The organism is Mesorhizobium sp. P2_F7 (assembly GCF_056403695.1).
The window spans coordinates 810,969-830,221 of sequence record NZ_JBFUFA010000003.1 but is presented as its reverse complement, the minus strand read 5'-3'; the positions used below and the strand labels follow the sequence as shown (position 1 = coordinate 830,221).

14 protein-coding genes are annotated in these 19,253 nt (G+C 62.2%); 1 reads left to right on the top strand and 13 read right to left on the bottom strand.

Annotated elements, in window-relative coordinates:
- Positions 1 to 74: 74 nt before the first annotated feature.
- From AC1DZ8_RS13710 to AC1DZ8_RS13660, 11 genes are all read right to left on the bottom strand, one after another.
- Positions 75 to 1,016, bottom strand: coding sequence for a D-ribose ABC transporter substrate-binding protein (locus AC1DZ8_RS13710; protein WP_081725422.1), 942 nt, complete (start codon positions 1,014 to 1,016; stop codon positions 75 to 77).
- 37 nt (positions 1,017 to 1,053) lie between these two features.
- The gene (locus AC1DZ8_RS13705; protein ID WP_477304684.1) at positions 1,054 to 2,187 is read right to left on the bottom strand and encodes an ABC transporter permease; all 1,134 of its coding nucleotides are present in this window, start codon (positions 2,185 to 2,187) and stop codon (positions 1,054 to 1,056) included.
- Between the two features lie 23 nt (positions 2,188 to 2,210).
- Positions 2,211 to 3,749, bottom strand: coding sequence for a sugar ABC transporter ATP-binding protein (locus tag AC1DZ8_RS13700; protein WP_477304686.1), 1,539 nt, complete (start codon positions 3,747 to 3,749; stop codon positions 2,211 to 2,213).
- A complete protein-coding gene (locus AC1DZ8_RS13695; RefSeq protein WP_477304688.1) occupies positions 3,746 to 4,402 on the bottom strand; it encodes a DUF2291 family protein in 657 nt (218 codons plus the stop codon). The genes AC1DZ8_RS13700 and AC1DZ8_RS13695 overlap by 4 nt, the downstream gene beginning before the upstream one ends.
- A gap of 33 nt (positions 4,403 to 4,435) precedes the next feature.
- Positions 4,436 to 5,449 carry a sugar-binding transcriptional regulator gene (locus AC1DZ8_RS13690; protein WP_477304690.1) on the bottom strand — a complete coding sequence of 338 codons (1,014 nt, stop codon included), beginning with the start codon at positions 5,447 to 5,449 and terminating at the stop codon, positions 4,436 to 4,438.
- Between the two features lie 382 nt (positions 5,450 to 5,831).
- Positions 5,832 to 7,544 carry a glycerol-3-phosphate dehydrogenase/oxidase gene (locus AC1DZ8_RS13685; RefSeq protein WP_477304692.1) on the bottom strand — a complete coding sequence of 571 codons (1,713 nt, stop codon included), beginning with the start codon at positions 7,542 to 7,544 and terminating at the stop codon, positions 5,832 to 5,834.
- Positions 7,541 to 8,317 (bottom strand): DeoR/GlpR family DNA-binding transcription regulator, encoded by a 777-nt coding sequence (locus tag AC1DZ8_RS13680; RefSeq protein WP_477304694.1) that lies wholly within the window; start codon positions 8,315 to 8,317, stop codon positions 7,541 to 7,543. The genes AC1DZ8_RS13685 and AC1DZ8_RS13680 overlap by 4 nt, the downstream gene beginning before the upstream one ends.
- Positions 8,314 to 9,837: an FGGY-family carbohydrate kinase gene (locus tag AC1DZ8_RS13675; RefSeq protein WP_477304696.1), complete on the bottom strand. Its 1,524-nt coding sequence runs from the start codon at positions 9,835 to 9,837 to the stop codon at positions 8,314 to 8,316. The genes AC1DZ8_RS13680 and AC1DZ8_RS13675 overlap by 4 nt, the downstream gene beginning before the upstream one ends.
- 1,742 nt (positions 9,838 to 11,579) lie before the next feature.
- The gene (locus tag AC1DZ8_RS13670; protein WP_477304698.1) at positions 11,580 to 13,838 is read right to left on the bottom strand and encodes a xanthine dehydrogenase family protein molybdopterin-binding subunit; all 2,259 of its coding nucleotides are present in this window, start codon (positions 13,836 to 13,838) and stop codon (positions 11,580 to 11,582) included.
- A gap of 1 nt (position 13,839) precedes the next feature.
- The gene (locus AC1DZ8_RS13665) at positions 13,840 to 14,301 is read right to left on the bottom strand and encodes a (2Fe-2S)-binding protein (RefSeq protein ID WP_477304700.1); all 462 of its coding nucleotides are present in this window, start codon (positions 14,299 to 14,301) and stop codon (positions 13,840 to 13,842) included.
- Between the two features lie 89 nt (positions 14,302 to 14,390).
- A complete protein-coding gene (locus tag AC1DZ8_RS13660; protein WP_477304702.1) occupies positions 14,391 to 14,840 on the bottom strand; it encodes a GlcG/HbpS family heme-binding protein in 450 nt (149 codons plus the stop codon).
- A 413-nt stretch (positions 14,841 to 15,253) separates the two neighbouring features.
- Here AC1DZ8_RS13660 and AC1DZ8_RS13655 point away from each other — a divergent pair, with 413 nt between their 5' ends.
- Positions 15,254 to 18,136 carry an ATP-binding protein gene (locus AC1DZ8_RS13655; protein ID WP_477304704.1) on the top strand — a complete coding sequence of 961 codons (2,883 nt, stop codon included), beginning with the start codon at positions 15,254 to 15,256 and terminating at the stop codon, positions 18,134 to 18,136.
- 6 nt (positions 18,137 to 18,142) lie between these two features.
- On the opposite strand, the gene AC1DZ8_RS13650 is transcribed toward AC1DZ8_RS13655, so the two are convergent.
- The gene (locus tag AC1DZ8_RS13650; RefSeq protein ID WP_477304706.1) at positions 18,143 to 18,448 is read right to left on the bottom strand and encodes a putative quinol monooxygenase; all 306 of its coding nucleotides are present in this window, start codon (positions 18,446 to 18,448) and stop codon (positions 18,143 to 18,145) included.
- Positions 18,449 to 18,466: 18 nt separating this feature from the next.
- The gene (locus AC1DZ8_RS13645; RefSeq protein ID WP_477304850.1) at positions 18,467 to 19,219 is read right to left on the bottom strand and encodes an alpha/beta fold hydrolase; all 753 of its coding nucleotides are present in this window, start codon (positions 19,217 to 19,219) and stop codon (positions 18,467 to 18,469) included.
- Positions 19,220 to 19,253: the final 34 nt, after the last annotated feature.

Sequence of the window (19,253 nt, the reverse complement as noted above, 5' to 3'; positions counted from 1 at the left end):
AAAGGAGCAGTCTTTGTTGTCTGGAAGCCGTAGAAGAGGCAGGGAGTGTCCTCAAGGACACCCCCTGTGCACGTTTACTCCGAGAGCACGAAGGGTGCGGTGTACTTGTCCACATTGTCCTTGGTGATGAGCAGGCAATCGAACAGCTGCTTCTCGCTGGTAGCGCCGGTAGCGCCCGACTTGATGAACGAGTCGGCCTGCTGCACGGCCTTGGCCGAGAAGATGGCGACCGGCTGAAGCACGGTGTACTGCAGTTCGCCGGACTTGATGGCCGCAACCGCATCCGGCGAGCCGTCGAAGCCGCCGACCTTGATGCCTGCCAGCTTGCCGGCTTCCTTCAGCGCGGCAACCGCACCAAGCGCCATTTCGTCATTGCCGCTGATCACGGCGATGATGTCGGGATTGGCCTGCAGCATGCTCTGCATCTTGTCGTGGCCCTGGGTACGATCCCAGTTGGCGACCTGCGAAGCAGCCTTTTCGAGATCCGGGTACTGGCTCAGCACGGTCGCGTAGCCGTTCGACCGCGTGGCGGCGTTGTTGTCCGACGGGGCGCCGAGCAGTTCGACATACTTGCCCTTTTCACCGACCGCCTGCACCCACTGCTGGGCACCGAGAGCTGCACCCTGCGCGTTGTTGGAGACGAGCTGCCCCTTGGCGAGGCCTTCCTGGTTGATCTCGGCATTGACGAGGAAAACCGGGATGTTGGCGGCGATCGCCTTCTTCACCGCGCCGACCGAACCGTCGGCATTGGCCGGGTCGAGGATGATCGCCACGGACTTGTTGGTGATAGCGGTATCGATCAGATTGCTTTCCGTGTTGGTGTCGCCCTTGTGGGCGGCGACGTTCGCCGTGTAGCCAAGCTTCTCGGCTTCGGCCTTGGCGACGTTGCCCTCGGTCAGCCAGTACGGGTTGGCCGGATCGTTGACGATGATCGAGATCAGGCCGGCGGCCGATGCGGCTGCGCTAAATCCAACCACCATTGCGGCAGCAAGCAAACTTCTAAGCACGATTTTCATGTACATTCCTCCAATGATTTACGCGGTGTTGCTCCAGTCACCTGGCACTCTTCCCTTGGGCAGGATTGGCCGGTTCGGCCTTCCCCCGTTTCTGAGAAGTCGGTTGGCCGCCCGTCGAAGCCGGAAGCTTGCTACGGCGGCGATACTGAACGGCATTGAGGAGCACGGCGAGCACGATGACGGCGCCGGTGAACACTGTCTGCCAGTAGGATGAGATGCCGATGATCACCAGACCGTCGGACAGGAAGCCGATGACGAAGGCTCCGAGCAGTGTGCCGCGGATGTTGCCGCGGCCGCCGGTCAGCGCCGCGCCGCCGATGACGACGGCAGCGATGGCCGTCAATTCGTAAGTGGTGCCCGCGGTCGGTCCGGCCGAGGTCAGCTGCGAGGACAGGATCAGGCCGGCAATCGCGGCGCAGATGCCCGAAAGCACATAGACGGAAATCTGCACGCCCTTGACCGGAACGCCGGAGAGTTCGGCGGCGCGCTCATTGCCGCCCGAGGCGTACAGCCAGCGCCCGAAGGCGGTGCGGTTCAGGACGATGCTGCCGATCAGCGCGATGACCGCCAGCACCACGACGCCGGTCGGCACGCCGAACAGGCGGTTGAAGCCGAGCGCGTCAAAACCGGTGTTGCCCAGTTCCGGCTTGCCGCCGAGATTGTTGTAGGTCAGGCCGCTGGTCATCAGCAGCGCCAGGCCGCGCGCCATGTACATGACGCCGAGCGTGGCGACGAAGGCCGGAACCTTGAAGCGTGCGATCAGCACGCCGTTGATCAGCCCGACAGCAGCACCCAGCATGCAGGCCAGCACCGCGACCACCCAGACCGGCGGATAGAGAACGACGCCCAGCCAGGTCAGCGTCACGCCCTGCATCAGAAATCCGGCGACGACGCCGGCAAGCCCGAGCGTCGATCCGACCGACAGGTCGATGCCGCCATTGAGGATGACGAGCAGCATGCCGACGGCGAGAATCCCGAAGATGGCGACATGCGAGGCCATGGTCAGGAAATTCGCCACCGAAAGGTAGTAGGGCGACAGGATCGAGAAGACGACGATGATGACGATCAGGGCAAAGAAGGCCCGGCCTTCGAGCAGCAGCTTGGCCACGTCGAAGCCCTCGCCGCCGCTACTCGGGCTGGACTGTTTGCTGGCCTGGCTGACATCGGTCATGTTGGGGCTCCGAAATTCTGTGATCAGGCGACCACGGCTTCGCCGGAGGCGGCCATGATCTGCTCTTTGGTGGCGTTCGCGCCGAATTCGGCTGAAATCTTGCCGCGCCGCATGACGACGATGCGGTGGGCGATGCTGAGGCACTCATTGACCTCCGAGGTCGAGAAGACCACCGCCAGGCCTTGCGCGGCGCGCTCGCTGAGCAAGCGGAAGACTTCGGCCTTGGCGCCGACATCGATGCCGCGGCTCGGCTCGTCGAGAAGGATGACCTTGGGATTTGTCGTCAGCATCTTGCCGATGACGACCTTCTGCTGGTTGCCACCCGACAGCGACCCGATCATGGCGTTGCCGCCCGCGGTCTTGATGGTCACCTTGCGGATCGAATCGTCGATCAGTGCGCGTTCCCTGGGCCGGGACAGGAACAGGCCCTTGGCGAACGCCTCGATGCTGGCCAGCGACAGATTGCGGCCGACGGACATGGTTTGGACCAAACCATCGCGCTGGCGGTCCTCGGGCACCAGCACAAGGCCTCTGGCGATGCGCTGGGCAATGGTCAGCCCCGAGACGTCCTCGCCTTCCAGCAGCGCCCGCCCGCCCGCCATCGGCACGCGTCCGGCGACAGCCTCCAGCAATTCCGTGCGTCCCGCCCCCATCAGCCCATAGATGCAGACGATCTCGCCTGCCCTGACATCCAGCGACAAATGATCGACGACATAGCCTGAGCCCGAGGCGTCGGTGACGCTGACATTCTCGATCGACAGCGCGACCTCACCGAACGCATGGCCGGTCGGCGGCGAGCCAAGGTCGAAATTCTCGCCCACCATGTTGCGGACGATCCATTCGAGATCGATGTCCTTGGCTTCGGCCGTCGCCGTGATCGCCCCGTCGCGCAACACCACGGCATAGTCAGTGATCTGCAGCGCTTCTTCGAGGTGATGCGATATGTAGACGATGGAAACGCCGCGGCTGGTCAGGTCGCGGATCACCTTGAACAGCACCTCCACCTCTGTGGCGCTGAGCGCGGAGGTCGGCTCGTCCATGATCAGGATGCGGGAATCAACCGACAGTGCGCGTGCGATCTCGACGATCTGCTGCTGCCCCAGCCGCAGATCCTCGACCAGGGTCATCGGATCGATGTCTTCCTCGAGGTCGGCCATCAGCGCCCGCGCCTGACGCGACTCCTCGGCGAAGTCGAGGCCGGTCCTGGTGCGCAGTTCGCGGCCCATGAAGATGTTGTCGCGAACGCTGAGATTCGGCGCCAGGCTGAGCTCCTGGTGGATGATCGAAATGCCGCGATCGCGCGCGTCCGAGGACGAGGAAAAGCTGACGAGATTGCCGTCAAGCACGATGTCGCCGGATGTCGGCGTCACCACGCCGGACAGGATCTTCATCAGCGTCGACTTGCCGGCGCCGTTCTCTCCGAACAGGGTCGTGACCTTGCCGCGATGGATGTCGAAGTTCACGCCTTTGAGCGCGTGGACGCCGCCATACGACATGACGACATTGCGCGCCGAGAGCACGGCGTCGCCATTGGCGGGCTCTGTGCCGGAAGCCGAATTCATTTGACCTCCAGCCTCACCGGCGTGACCAGCCAGCTCTTCGGATTGACCAGCTTGAAGGCGCCGACCACGGCTATGGTCTTGCCGGTCAAGGCGCTGGTATCGACTTTCGCCAGCACCTCCTTCTTCATCTCGTTGTTCAGCGCCGAGCCGGCGTCCTGATACTCGATCTGGTTGGTGAACTGACCGAAGGTAATCTTGCCGGTGGCGTCGCGAAGCTCGGTTCCGTTGATCGCCGGCCCTGTCTGCACGCGGACCGTCAGCGTGTCCGGCAAACCGTCGACGGCGACCTTGTAGATGCCCGATTTGCCCTCGCCGACGACGCCGCTGAACTTGACCGAGATGACCGGCCCGACACCCGCAGGCACGCCATATTCCTTTTCGGCGGTCGCCCTGTCCTTGGCGATCGCCGTCGCCACCGTCGCGGCGTCGGCGGCACGAGCCTCGACATCGGCCTGCACCTTGGGAAATTCCGACTTGCCATAGTCGGCGGCGGAAAAGACGGCGTTGCGGACGTCGCCGGCGGATCCAATCGTCACCACCTTGGTGTCGAGCGCCATGGCGCCTAGCAGAACCAGAACCGCGGCACCGGCTAGTGCGCGGCGCAAGCCCGGCGACGCCTGCCGGGCGGGTGCGGAGGCAGCCTTCGCGGTCATGATGCAACCACCAGCGATGCGGATTTTCCGTTGTCACGCATTCGTCGATCCTCCGTTGACGCGGGGCTTCGTGGCACCGGCTGCATCGTCGAGCTCGACAAGCGCGCGGGCCGTGCATTCGTCGGTAATCAGGCCGCTGAGATACCGGCTTTCGAGCACCGACTTGATAGCCCGCACCTTCACCTTGCCGCCGGCGACGGCGACAATCCTGCGGCCCTTCAACTGGTCGCGGGGAAGCGCCAGTATTCTTTCCGACAGCGCGGTTTCCACCGGGCGCCCCTTGTCGTCGAAGAAATGCGCCAGCAATTCACCGACGCCGCCGTCACGCTTGACCTCGTCGATTTCGGACGGCTCGATCATCCCTGTCGCGACCAGCGAGGCTTCCCGCTCGGCCGTGCCTATTCCGACGAACATCAGGTCGGATCGGCTGGCAAGAGCGAAGACATCGCTGATGCCGCGCTGGCCGAGCAGCACCTCACGGTCCTCGGCAGTGTTCGCGACAAAAGGCACCGGCATGACAAACGCCTGCGCGCCGGTCCGCTCGGCCAGGCGATGCATGACGTCGTGCGGGTTGGCGGCGAATTTGCGCGTCACGCCACCGAGCAGCGAAACGAAACGGATGTGGGCAGCAGTGGTGCGCGTTAGATACTCGACGCTGGCCGCAAGCGTGCGGCCATGGCCGACGCCGATCAGCATGTCTTCGCCGCGATCGATTTCGCGCTTGAGGAACTGGGCGCCGGCAATGCCGAGCCCCTTCAACGGCAGCTCGTCCTGATCGAGATCGGGAACCACCTCGCAATAGCCGAGCCCATAGGCGGCTGTCAGGCGCTGTTCGAGATCGACGCATTCGGCGACATCGCCGTCGATGAACACCCTGACCAGGCCTTCCTGGTTGGCCTTGGTGATCAGCCGGTGCGCCTTCAGGCTGGTCAGGCCAAGCCGCTTGGCCACCTGGGCCTGCGTCAGGCCGCCAGCATAGTGAAGCCAGGCGGCGCGCGTGGCGAGGCTGGACTCATGGTCGCGGTTCGCGGTTCCGCCGGATTTCAAGCCATCCCCTCCCCAGGGTGATAATATTATCTTTATGTGCAAAAATTTTCATACCTTTGCATCGCTGTCAATCCCTCGGCGGATGGTGGCCTCAGCCGACGGATCGGCAGGCCAACGCAGGCCTATTAGGAGGTCAGCATATTAGGGATCATACGGTGGTGTTATTTTAACGTCAATCTATGTTACCTCGTCTCGATAAGAACAGGAATGTACAGGCTGCAGCAGCCTGAATTGTCCATAAGTGTCTGTTTTTGCTTAGGTATATTCGGAAATGGAAAAATCCCAATCTGGCTGTGAGATGGGAGTCCTGCGCACAAGGAGCGACAGGGGCAAACCGATTGGGTTGCCTCAGGAAAAGCTATCGGCATCGGCGATCGCGCGATCAGTCCAGCCGCATCAAGTTCCTGCCCTCGAGCTCGACAACAGCGGCTTCGACTTCCCGCGCGAGGCGCTCGGGGCTCCATGCCAACGCCCGCCCGGCGATCGCGGCAATCTCCTGTAAATCGTGGCTCGTCACGGAACCGCCGATCGCCAGCGTGCTGCGGCGCATGACGATGTCGGCCAGATGCTCGACGAATTCGTTGCGGACGATGTAGTCGATTTCCGCCTTGCCGTAGCCGTCGGAGTCCGGCAGGCGACCCTCATCGTTCGACCCCCACTTGGCGATCTGCGCGGCTCGGGTCCCGTAGCGCGACAGCAATTGGTCAAGACGCCCTTCCCCGGCGCCCGTTGCCTGCTGTGCCTCAGCCAGCCAGTTTGGGCGCGCCGCGGCATTGGCCGGAAAATCCCTCCCGCCGCCGATCGGCATCAACTGTGTCGACACCTTGCGACTGCGCTGCAGGCGGTTGAGAATAGTGTCGGCGACTTCCTCGGCAAAACCGCGGAACGTCGTCCACTTGCCACCGACCAGCGAAATGACTGCAAAGGGCCTGTTGCCATCCGCCTCAGCCACCGGCGCCGAATGATCGCGACTGATCAGTCCTGGCGTCGATGCCTCGGACGTCGGCAAGGGTCGGATACCGCTATAGGCATAGACGATCTGGTCGCGCTCGAATGCCATGCCCGGCAGCAGCGTGCGCACGCTCTCGAGCAGATACTCGACTTCTTCGGGTTCGCAACGCACCGCGTCCGGATTGTCGGCCTTGATGTCGGTCGAGCCGACCAGCGCCAGGCCGAGATAGTCGTAGACAAGGCAGATGCGGCCGTCATCGGCCTCGAAATAAAGCATGCGCCCGGCCAGGCTTTTGACCAGTTCGTCATGCTTCAGCAGGATATGCGAGCCCTTGGTGCCGCCGATCATGTTCGACGGCGTGCCAAGCAGCGCGTTGACGTCGTCGATCCACGGACCGGCGGCGTTCACCACCAGCTTTGGCCGCACCGAGAATGCATCGCCGTTTTCCGGCCGGAAGGTGAGCACGCCATTGGCTGAAGTCTCGAGTGCTGTGTAGTTGGCGCTGGCGGAGGCCGTATTTGCTTGCAGCCCATCGAGGATCAGTTCCAGCACCAGCCGTTCCGGGTGGCTTATCTTGGCGTCGTAATAAGTGCCGGTGGCAACGATCGCCGGATTGAGCGCCGGCATCTCGCCAAGCGCCTGCCGGCGCCCGACCATGCGGTGGCGCGGCATGACCTGATTTCGCGAACCGTAGAAATCATAGATCATCAAGCCGATCTTGATCAGGATGGCGCCGCGGCTGCGCGGCGCGCTGGTCGAGCCGAACAGCGTTCGCAACGCCGCCAGCATGCCCTTGCCCCAGGAGAAGATCGGGATGACGGTCGGCAGCGGGCTGACGTAATGCGGTGCGTTTTGCAGAAGCAGATTGCGTTCGAGCGTCGACTGCGCCACCAGCCCGAATTCGCCGGTTTCGAGATATTTCAGGCCGCCATGGATGAGCCGCGACGGTGCGGCACTGGTGCCCGAGCCGAAATCCGCCTTGTCGACGATCAGGCAGCTGACGCCTTGCGCGCACAGGTCGCGAAACAACCCCGCCCCGTTGATGCCGGCGCCAAGGATGACGACGTCGACCTCGCCGGTCGCAGCCATGGCGGCGAGACGCCCGGCGGGGTTGTCCGCACCTGCTCCGTCCGTTGGGCTCATGGCGCTTTCGTCTTGACGATGCGCAGCTTCACGCCCGCCCGTTCGAGGCTCTGCGCCTGCGCGTCGCCCAGGCCCTCGGTCACCAGCACGGCGTCGAAACTGGTCAGATCGTCGAAGACATGCAGCGCGATCCGGTCGAACTTTGCATGGTCGACCAAGAGGATGCGCTTGACGGATGCGGCCATCATCGCCTGCTTCACCCGCACGACATTCGGATCCTGGATGAAGGCGGTCGTTCCGGTGATCGCCGAAGCCGAACAGATCAGCACATTGGCACGCAGCTGCGCCACGGCGTTCTCGCAGACGATGCCGATATAGGCATTGTAGGTGCTGTGATACTGGCCGCCGAGACAGATGAAATCGATGTCGTCGACATTGATCATCAGCGCAGCCGTCGACACGCTGTTGGTGACGACCGTCAGCGGCTTGACGTCGAGCAGCAGGGTCGCGACCGCGTTTGCCGTCGATGAATCGTCGAGCATGACAACCTGGCCGGCTTCGACATAATCCAGTGCTGCCCGCGCCAGCGCATCCTTCTCGGCCCGGTTGACCGTCACCCGGTAGCGGAAGGCGCTTTCGTAGAGACCCGAGGGCTGGACCGTCACCGCGCCATGCAGCTTGCGCAGCACGCCCTGCTGGGCAAGCCGGTCGATGTGCCGGTGGATGGTCATGCGCGACACGCCGAAATGCTCGACCAGATCGTCGATGCGCACCTGCCCCAGCTTGATCACATAATCGGCGATCTCTTCGCGTCGTTCGTCGGCCTTGATCATGCGTTTTCCCCCGGCCGTGCCAGCCTTTCGATTTCCGGCCAATGCGACTTCAGCTGCTCGGCGATGCGGCAGTAGAGCGAAAACCGCTCATTGAACACAGCACTAGAGGCGGGCGCTGGCTGATATGTCCGCTCCGTCATGCCGACCTGCCTTGCACCCTCTTGTGGCGTCTTGAACAAGCCGACCGCAGCACCTGCGCAAAGCGCGGCACCCAAAGCGGCGGCCTCATCCGTCGAGGTGACGGTGACCGGGGCGTTCAGCACGTCGGCAAACATCTGCACGAAGACGGGGTTGCGCGAACTGCCGCCGGTCAGGCGGATCTCGCTGACAGCAAAGCCATCGCGCAACGCTTCGACATGGGTGCGGTGATTGAAGGCGATGCCTTCCAGAACCGCCTTCAGCATGTCGCCGCGATTGTGCCAGCCATGCAAACCGACAAAGCTGCCGCTGGCGACCTCGCCAAAGGGGGAGCCGAACAGATAGGGATGAAACAGGATGGTCGAAGGCCTTTTCAGCGCCGCGTCGATCTCTGCTGCCAGCAGTTCGTGGATGGAGCCGCCATCCGTCCTGTCCTGCTCCGCGCGGCAGAACGTGTCGAGAAACCAGTCATAGTTGGCGGTCGAGGCCGGCGAGATCGCCATGTTGTTCCAGCGGCCGACGTCCAAGGCGTTGCGGCAGAACCAGCGCCGGTCGACGCGCGGCTCTGACGAAACGACTTCGTTGATGGAATAGGTGCCGGCGACGATGGCGAGCGTGCCCTCCTCATGGCCGCCCATGCCAAGTGCGGAGGCGGTCACGTCGTGCAGGCCGCAAGCGACGGGTGTGCCCTTGGGCAGGCCAGTCATGTCGGCGGCCTCGGCGGTAACCTGTCCGACGATGTCGGCCGAATGCGCCACTGGTGGCAGCGCCTCGAACAGGTCGTCCAGTCCGAAGATGCGCATCGCTTCCGGCGCAAACGCTTGCGTGCGGAAATCCGTGAAAGAGGTGCTGGCCTCGGTCCGGTCGGTGCCGATCGTGCCGGTCAGGCAAAAGCGCAGCCAGTCTTTGCAGGCCAGCACATGGCCGATGCGGCCATAGCGGTCAGGATCGTTCTGTTTGAGCCATGCCAGCAGCGCCGACGGCGCCGACACATGCGGCGCCTGGCCGGTCAGCGCCAGCGCTTCGTCGAAAACCGAACCTTGAGACCATTTTTCGACGATCTCGCCCGCACGACTGTCGAGCGACAGGATGCCGGGGCCTAGCGGCCGGCGGTCCTTGTCGAGCAGATAGACCCCGTCACCATGCGCGGTCGCCGCCACCGCCCTGATGTCGCTGGCCGGGCGGCCCCACAGTGCGATCGCCTCGCTGATGGCCTCGGCAGTGGCTTGCCAGAGGCCGGCCATGTCGCGCTCCACCCAGCGCGCATGCGGCATCGATTGCGGCACCCGCCGCCGCGCCACCGACAGCTGCGTGCCGTCGGCATCGAAGATCACTGCCTTGGTGACGGTGAGGCCGTTGTCGATTCCGAGCAGGCAGGGCATGCTTACCGCCTCATTCAGCAACTGGCGATGCGCACTGCAGGCGTTCCCTGTAGGCTGAGGCAAGGGCGACAGGCGTAGCGACAATCAATGGAGCAAAGCGACATTAAAGCGGCAGGTACCTTGCGGGTCAAAATCAACCATATTCCGTTGTTAATTTAACGTCAATAATTGAGATCGGTGTACACAAGTCCTTAGATTTTGGCGACCCCAAGAGGTAAAATATCGTAAAACGGCTGATTTTTTGCCTTTTTTGACAACAAAATATACCATTGTGCTCGTTCTATTTTTCAGAAAACGCGCGCTTGGCAGGCTGATTGGCCATGGCGGTCGATCTGTCGTCATCACTCCAGTCGCATCGCACCGACCAACCGCTATTCGGCTCGCAAAGCGGCGAGCGGTGACACGAACGCTGATTTCACTGTTTTTTCGTGGACCAAAATCAAGAAGTTTCCTGTATCGTTCCGCGTCCCAGTGAATGGGCTGCCAAGTAGACGACCGAGTGTGGTGGGCGAGCTTTCGGATTGCTAGTCTAGAACCGCAAAAGGCACAAACACTGGCTCAGCAAACCGATCGTGGTTCGCCAGAGCTGTCGGCGTCCAACGCCTGGAGCGCATTACAAAACGGCCGCAGAAACGGACGTTCGACCAATAAGTGCTTGGGTAGGAATAGGGGGGTCGAGTCCACGTCGTGGGCCCCTTCAGAAAATGGCATAAAAATCCGCAACTTACGCGGTCGTTTTGGTGGGCCCGGAGGGTCACCGTTTTCTACAGGAAATCAATATGTTAGCGGATGGTTCGCCAAGCCATATTCTTCGTATTCTCTCGTATGGTCTGGCGAACCTAAGGACGATGAACGCGACTAACTACGGGCTTCGAGATATCGCCGATTTAGCCGCAGGTAGAAATCCCTTGTAGTGAATGACCGAAAAGGGCCGTAAGCAGACGGACAGGTTCTAGCGTCAAAGCTGTCAGAGCGGACATTCATGTCACACCGGTCACAGCGCATTGACGACTGGCAGATTTGGTCCCCAAGCAGCCGAGGTCCTTAGAGCTTTAAGTTGGTAATAGCGAATGTTTCTGCGGATACTCCGGCACCATCATTCAGGGCATGGCTGTCCGGCGGCTCCCCATTCCGCAAGGTCTTTAACATGGTCTTCGAAGGTTCCTGGCGGAACGCTGCGGCCTGCCCCTGGCTCCCACCCTCTGGGAATGAACCCGCCAAGTGACGCATCGTGCCGAAGATGATCAAGCAAGCCGACGACATCGCGACCACCGTTACGGGCCGGGTCCCTCAGTTGTTTGCAAATCTCGGCACCGCTCTGACCGTACCAAAGGAACTCAACGGGAGCGAGTTGCCAAGGAATGCCGGCTCGGGGCGGCGCAGGAGCGGGGTCATTCGGCAGAGTGGACGTCATATGGCAGGTAGAACAGGCGATCGCTTCGGCGCCAATCCGGCTCAAGCCCGCATGTATGCTCATGCCGTGAGCACGGGAACCCGTTTCACCGGCAGGCGTCCAGATCGGAATTCCACGGGTGTCGACATGGCAATTGGCACAGCGCGGATGTGTGACCACCGCCTCGATCCTTTGCCATGCCTCCAGCCCGGCCGCCCGGCTGACGCTTCCTGGCGGCAGTGCATCCTTAGAGCGCTCGCCTTCCGCGTAAACCATCACCGTGAGGGGCGCTAGCGTCGAGCCAGCAACTGTGAGCGCAATCAGAAGTCTCTGCATAGGCCGCCCCCCCTCAAACGAAGTCGATGAACTTGTTGAACGGCATTTCGCGGATACGCTTGCCTGTCGCAGCGAAGATGGCGTTCGCGAGCGCCGGCGCTGCAGGCGGGACTGGCGGCTCACCTATACCCCTGACCGTGTAGTCGTTTTCCAGGCCACGCACCTCGATCACCGGACACTGATACATGCGCATGGCTTCGTGGTGATTGTAATTGGTCTGTTGCACCGCTCCGTTGGAGTATGTGAGCTCGCAGTTCATGGCATGACCGAGCCCCCAGACGACGCCGCCTTGGACTTGGTTCTCGAAATTGACGGGATCAATGATCTTGCCGACATCGGCTGCCACCCAGACTTTGTCGATCTTGACGCCAGCGTCGGTCATGTTGACTTCGACGATTTCGGCCACCGCCGTGCCAAATGCCTCGACGAAGGCGACGCCTCGGCCCTTTCCGTTACCGAGTGGGCCCTTCCAGTCGGCCATCTCGCCGACCGTCTCCAGAATCTTGCGGTAGATCGGGATCTTGCACATGTCGATGCGCGCCTGGAGCGGATCGAGCCCGGCCGCATGGATCAGCTCGTCGATGAAGCTTTCTGTGAAGAAGCCGTTGGCCGACGCGCCGACCGACCGCCAAGTGGTGGATGGCGACACGCCCTGCACCTCGAAGCTGCTCGCACGATAGTTGGGGATGTCGTAGTACATGTTCCATATACCCACGGCCAATTGGCCATCGGGGGCTTTCGGCGGCATGCCCATGCGCCCCAGCAGCTCCTTGAACGGAGGCGTGGCCGCCACCTGAACATCGGCCGCGACGATTTTGCCGTCCTTGACGCTGCCCCGATACCTGCCCATCGCGATCTGCCGCGGGATATCCTGCAGGAAGTCCTGTTCCCGCGAGAAGACGATCTTCACCGGCGTTCCGCGCAGCTGGTTCGCGATCTCGGCGAGCGCCCTGACGTTCTCGAATTCCAGGCGGTGGCCGAAGCTTCCACCCGACCACTCATTATGGAAGGTGACCTGTTCGGGCTTCATGCCGATCGCATTGGCCGCAATGAACTGCACCGATTGCGGCGTCTGGTGGCCGACCCAGATTTCCATCCCGTCGTCAGTCACGATACCTATTCCGTTAAGAGGCTCCAGCGGTTGGTGGCCTACATAGGGTGCTCGGTACTCAGCCTCGACAAGGGTGCCTTCGTTCATTACGGCATCAACATCCCCGTCGTTGCGCCACTGTTTTGCAAGGAATTCCGGGACGAAGGAGGATTCCACGACGGCCCAGTGTCCGGCCTGTTCAGCCGGGTATTTGGACGGCTCCCATATGCAATCGACGCTTTCTGCCGCCTGCATGGCATACCAGCTGTTCGTCGCGATTACGGCGACGCCGTTGGATACTTTGAGGACCTTCTGGACCCCGGGCATCGACTGGGCTTTGCCGGCGTCGAACGACTTGATGGGCTGACCCTTGTTGGGGTTAAGCTTGACAGCCGCATAGACCATGCCGTCCATCTTTCGATCGATGCCGAAGATCATTTCGCCGGTGACCTTGGCGCGGATGTCGAGCCGCACCATCGGCTTGCCGATCAAGCGCCACTGTGACGGGTCACGCAGCTTGACGTCGGTGACCGGCTGTATCTTCGCTGCCTCTGCTGAAAGCGCGACGTAGGGGATTTTGGTCCCGTCCGGCAGGATCACATTGCCCGCCGCGGTGCGAATCTCTGAGACAGCAACGGCGCTGCGCTTGGCAGCGGCAGCCTTCAGCGTTTCCCGTGCAACGGCGCCGGCCACGCGAAGCTTCTGATAGGTGTCGGGGATTGCGCTGGAGCCTCCGGTCATCTGCAGGCCGGACTGCCGCAGCCATTCCAGCGCAGCCGCGCGACCCTTCTCGGCCTCGGGGCTCTGGTCCGCCGCCATAAACGGGGCGATTTCGTGCGCGAAGCCTGTGTTGAAATAGGCGGGGCTGGGACCGGCGAAGCGGACCTCGAACTGGCCGAGTTCCAGGTCCAGTTCCTCCGCGATCATCACCGGCTGAATAGAACCAATGCCCTGTCCTATGTCGGCATGCTGTGCAATCAGCGTGATCCTGTCCGAGCTGATCTCGACCCACGGATTGAATGCGACCGAGTCCGGACCGAGGTCCGCCGCCAGTGGGTTCGTCGTGTCGGGAGAAGCGTGCGTCTCCTCGGCCCGGCCATACGACCCGAAGGCGACCCCTCCAGCGATGGTAGCAGAGCCGAATACGAAGGCGCGGCGGGAAAGACCTGGCCTAGCGCCCATCTCATTGCCCTCCCATCTTTTCCGCCGCCGCGTGGATCGCGACCCGGATGCGTTCATATGTGCCGCAGCGGCAGAGATTGCCCGACATGACCTCGTTGATATCCTCGTCGGTCGGTTTGGGGTTTGATTCCAGCAGCGAGATCGCCTGGATGATCTGGCCGGCCTGGCAGTAGCCGCACTGTGGTACCTGATGCTCGATCCAGGCCTCCTGCACCGGGTGCAGCCTGCCTTTGCCAACGGCTTCGATCGTGGTGATCTCTTTGCCCGCGACATCAACCATACGCGCCTGACAGGAGCGGACGGCTGTTCCATCGACTTGCACAGTACAGGCGCCGCATTGGGCTATTCCGCAGCCATACTTCGGACTTGTAATGCCAAGCTCATCGCGCAGAACCCAGAGCAAAGGCATCTCGGGTACCACATCGATTTGATGACTGATGCCATTGACCGTAATATCAAACATTGCCAGCCTTCCCTAGTTCGCCGGTACTTGGCTACGGCTGAAACGTTACGAGCAGCTTCTAAAGCTGCAAAGGGATGCCCGGCCAGAATTTACCTCTTTTTACCGGTTGTCGCGCGGCTGCTTGCAGCGAATGCCGCGATCGCCGCCTCGGCTACCGAAATATCCTGTTCGACCGTTCCGGCGCTCGCGCCAACCGCGCCAATGATCTCTCCGTCGATCCGCACCGGAACGCCGCCGCCGAAGATGATGACCCGCCCGCCATTGCTTTGATCGATGCCAAAGAGCGGCGCGCCGGGCTGCGCCAGCTCGCTCAGGTAGGCGGTAGTCTTATCGAACAAGCGGGCCGTCACAGCCTTGCCAATGGCCAGATCGATGCTGCCCATCAGGGCGCCGTCCTGACGCACAAACGCCACGAGCGCGCCACCGCCATCAACGACGGCGATGTTGTAGGCGATTCCCAGGCTGACAGCCCTGGCTTCGCCCGCCTCCAGCATCCGCTTTGCATCGGACAGTATGAGGGTGGTTAGGGAACGGGGCATCGTCGCAATCCTCTCAGCTCGCTTTGTCGGTGGTCAGATTTTGGCGCAAGTTCATTGCGAGCCTGCCAAACTCTATTCGTGAACACCGCCTATCGGTTACTGACCGGCCTGCGCCGGTTGTCGCAAATGTCCTGCGCCGCCCGGTCTCGCGAGAGCCGCAAGGCGATCTCGTTTGCAATGCACATTACGACCGGACGACCCCATCCCGCGGTAAAAATAGGTAAATCCGGGCCGGTTATGGAAATTGCGCCTCCCCATGATGGTGAGGGCGACCCGGCGTGTTCTGGCGTTGGGTGTAAAAAGAGGTTAAATTTGCCAGCACGTTAAAGCTGGCCAGCTTCATGCGACGTTACGTTTGGAAAGGCAGGCGCAGCTGGGAAGGGGATGCATTCAGGTCGGAGAAGCAGAGAGGCATGGAACGATCTGGAAGGGCAGACGGCAAAACATATTGTTTCGGCGACTATCGCTTCATCCCGGACCGTCAACTGTTGATGCTCGCCGACAAGCCGGTGCGCGTGGGGGCGCGCGCGCTCGATCTCCTGCACTTGCTGGTGAAACGGGCAGGAGAGGTTGTGGGCAAGGATCAGCTTATAAGCTTTGCCTGGCCGGACACGTTCGTCCATGAAGCCAACCTGAAGGTCAACATCGCCGCCTTGCGCCGTGCCCTTCCGCGAACGTCGTCAGGACTGTCCTGCATTGCCACGGTAAGCGGGCGCGGCTACCGCTTCGTCGCGCCGTTGCGCGTCTACGGAGGAGATGGGGCATCGGCATCCGATCCGGTCCATTTTCCCGTCGGGCAATTGCCTAACTCCGGTCAAGTCATTGGCCGCGACGACGTCATTGCCGATCTCGCCGCTAAGCTTCCTGGGGGCCGGTTCCTGACCATCGTTGGACCGGCTGGGGTTGGCAAGACGACCGTCGCCACAGCCTTGGCAAAACAACTTCTTGGTCACTACCGAGACGGCGTTTGTTTCGTTGACCTTGCGGTTACGGGCGACCCCCAGCTTGTGGACTCGACCATAGCGGCAGCTGTGGGTGTCGGGGGCAAATGGACAAATAAACTCGCCGGAATTGTCGACGCATTGCGCGGCCGGGAGCTGCTGTTTGTGCTCGACAACTGCGAGCATGTTCTCAGCACCGCCTCGGCGATCGCAGACCACATGACCCTGGCGCTTCCGGGCGTTCACATCCTTGCGACGAGCCGGGAACCGCTACGCTCTCGTTCGGAGCATGTCTATCGCCTGTCCCCGCTCCAGTATCCGCAAGAGCACGACCGTATCGACCGACAGACGGCCATGGCTTTTGCCTCCGTGGAGCTCTTCGTTAGGCGGGCACACGAGGCCTGCGGGTACCAATTCAACGATATGGACGCGCCTTCCGTGGCTGCTATATGCCGACGCCTCGACGGCATCGCTCTGGCGATCGAGCTCGCAGCGTCGAGCCTGACCGCTTCGGATCCGGCAAGCCTGCGCCAGCTTCTCGAACAAAGCTTCGAGCCGCTAAGGTCCAGTTCCCGAGCAACCCCGCCGCGACACCAGACCCTGTATGCGACCCTGGCCTGGAGCTACCAGCTCCTTTCCAGGGATGAGGCTCGCCTGCTGCGCCTGCTGTCCGTCTTTTCAGGAGGCTTCCTTCTCGCCGATGTCATCGGGGTCGCTGACAGCATGGGCAGTAGCATCGAAGAGCTCGCTGCGTGCACGGAGAGCCTCGCGGCGAAATCATTGCTGTCGGTTACTTTCATTGGCGGCGCCCCTCGCTATCGCCTGCTCGACAGCACGCGCAGCTTTGCGGCCGAGCGCCTGGACAGCAGTGGAGAAGCTGCCGACGCGCGATCCAGCCATGCCCGCTATCTTCTCCGGCTTTTCGAGCAGGCGGAAGCGCAGTGGCAATGGCAACCGAGGAGCGAATGGACCGCCTCTTACGAACCGCGAACAAACGATCTGCGCAAGGCAATCGACTGGACCCTGGGCGATGGCGGCGACCCCGAGATCGGCGTGCGTCTCACCAGCGCCGCAATTCCCCTTTGGGATGAATTGTCGACTGTCGCCGAAGGCCGCCGGAGCGTGGAGCGAGCGCTGCGCTCGGTCGATGCGCTGTCGCGGTGCGATCCCGCCGTGGGGATGAAGCTCATTGCCTCCTTCGCTTCGGGCCTCAACTTCTCCGACCATTTCGGTCCCGAAGCCGATGCGGCGTGGTCGGAAGCGAACCGCCTGGCGTGCGAGATCGGCAATACCGATTACCAGCTCCGAACCCTGTGGGGATTGGGCATATTGCAGAGCTTCACAGGACGGCACCGGCAGGCCATCGCGACGCTCGGGCAGTTCGCCAGGCTCGCCGATCAGGAAAACGAAAGGGCGGCAGCGGCGGAGGGAGAGCGCGTCAGGCTGACGGCAGTCTTCTACTGCGGCGACGTTCGCAGCGCTTGTGATGACCTCAAAAGGCTTGCGCGCGAGCACGCCCCCGCTGCAAAGCGATCGGGCGTCGCCCGCTTCCAGATGGATCGGTTCGTGTCCATCCGGGTCGCGTTGGCGACGGCGGCCTGGGTAGCCGGGGAGCGCGGCGAGGCAACGACAGCGCTCCGCGATGCAATTGGCCACAGCCTCGCGCTAGATCACGTCGTGTCCCATTCCAACACCCTTGCTCAGGCGGCCCTGCCTCTCGCCATTTGGGCCGGCGAGACCGAAACCGCACGCCGGCACGTTGCGACGCTGGCCCACAATCTTGCCTCCCGGGATATCGCCCTCTGGCAGCCTGTCTGCCATTTCTACGAAGGCGTGGTGAGGAGCATGGACGGCGAGGCCGACGGCATTGAGGCCATGCGCCTAGCCGTAGGGCAACTCATCGATAACAATTTCCTCGTCCGGGTGCCCATCTATCTCGCAATGCTTGCGGAAGGCGCATTGCGCCATAAACGGATAGCGCTCGCCCGAGACAGCCTGAGCGCCGCGTTCGATCGTACCAAGCGTCAGGGAGAATACTGGTCGCAGCCGGAACTGCTGCGCGTGCGCGGGCTGCTGCAGTGGCTGGACGGCGACTTGGCGGGCGCCTCGGAGACGTTCATGGTGGCCATGGAGACCGCACGCGAAAGCGGCGCGCTTTTCTTCCGTCTTCGGGCCGCGACGGCCTTGGCGGAACTCTGGGCACAAATCGACCGGCACGGCGACGCAGAGGAACTGCTGTCTCCGGTCTGCGCCGCATTCGATGACGGACCGCCGTGCGCGAACGTCACGAAAGCGCGCCACCTGCTCGGGATCCTCAGGCGGCAGGAGGCGGCCCGGTGCGGTGACGCATCCTAGGCCGGGCTAGCCATTCTTGTTGGCGACCAGGGCAGGCTCGAGGACAAAAGCGTTTCGTTCGGCGAGGTCATTGATTTTCGAAAGGTAGTTCTTGTAATGCGGCGTCTCCCGGTGTGCCGCCACCGCCGCGTTGTCGACATAGAGTTCGTCCAGCGCATAGCGATCTGCTTTGGCCTGGTCCCGCCAGACGTCCCATCGCAGATTTCCGATCTCTGCCCTGCAGTCGGGTGCCATGCTGAAAAGCAGAGCCTCAAGCTCGTCAGCCTTGCCAGGCCGCGCCAGGAATGTGGCCATGATCTTAATGTGGCTCATGATCGTTCTCTTGGTCTGCTATTTAGCGCTGGCCGCCGTTTCTATAAAGGCGGCGACCTCCTGCGGATGGGAGAGCATGACGGCGTGGCTGCTGTCGATCTCCAGGGTTGTAGCGCTGGCCCGCTTCGCGAAGCCTCGCTGAAATGTCGGCGGGATCATCTTGTCCTTTTTTGTGACCATGAAATGGGTCGGCTTGGACTTCCACGCGACTTTGGTAATCTTTGTCTGCACCGCCTCCAGGCCCCACGGCACCTGCGCAACCGCCATGAAGCGCGTAATGGAGGTATCGACATCGGCCGCGAAAGCAGTGGGAAATTTTGAAGGGTCTACGAGCAGGTAACCATCACTGGGCGGCAGCAAAGGGGCGCCCGATTCTCCAGGCGGCGTTGGCTCTTCCGCGAGCGATGCGACGGACTCCCCGGCGTCAGGCGCGAAGGCCGCCAGATAGACCAGCGCTCTGACCTTGGGATCGTCGCCTGCCTCCGTGATCACCATCCCGCCGTAGGAATGGCCAACGAGGATCACCGGATGCCTTGCCGCGGCGATCACCTTCCGGGTGGCAGCAACGTCCCCATCGAGGCTTATCGTCGGGTTTTGGACGATGAGCACCTCGTATCCCTCCCCCGTCAGTATGTCGAATACGGATTTCCAGCCCGAGCCGTCGACGAACGCGCCATGCACCAGGACGATCGAGACGGGCTTCTCACCGGACTGGGCTAGCACGGCTGCGGGAGCAATCAACGACAGGAGGAGGACCAAGGCGATGCGCATCATGAAACTGGCTCCAATTTGATTTCGAGTGGGT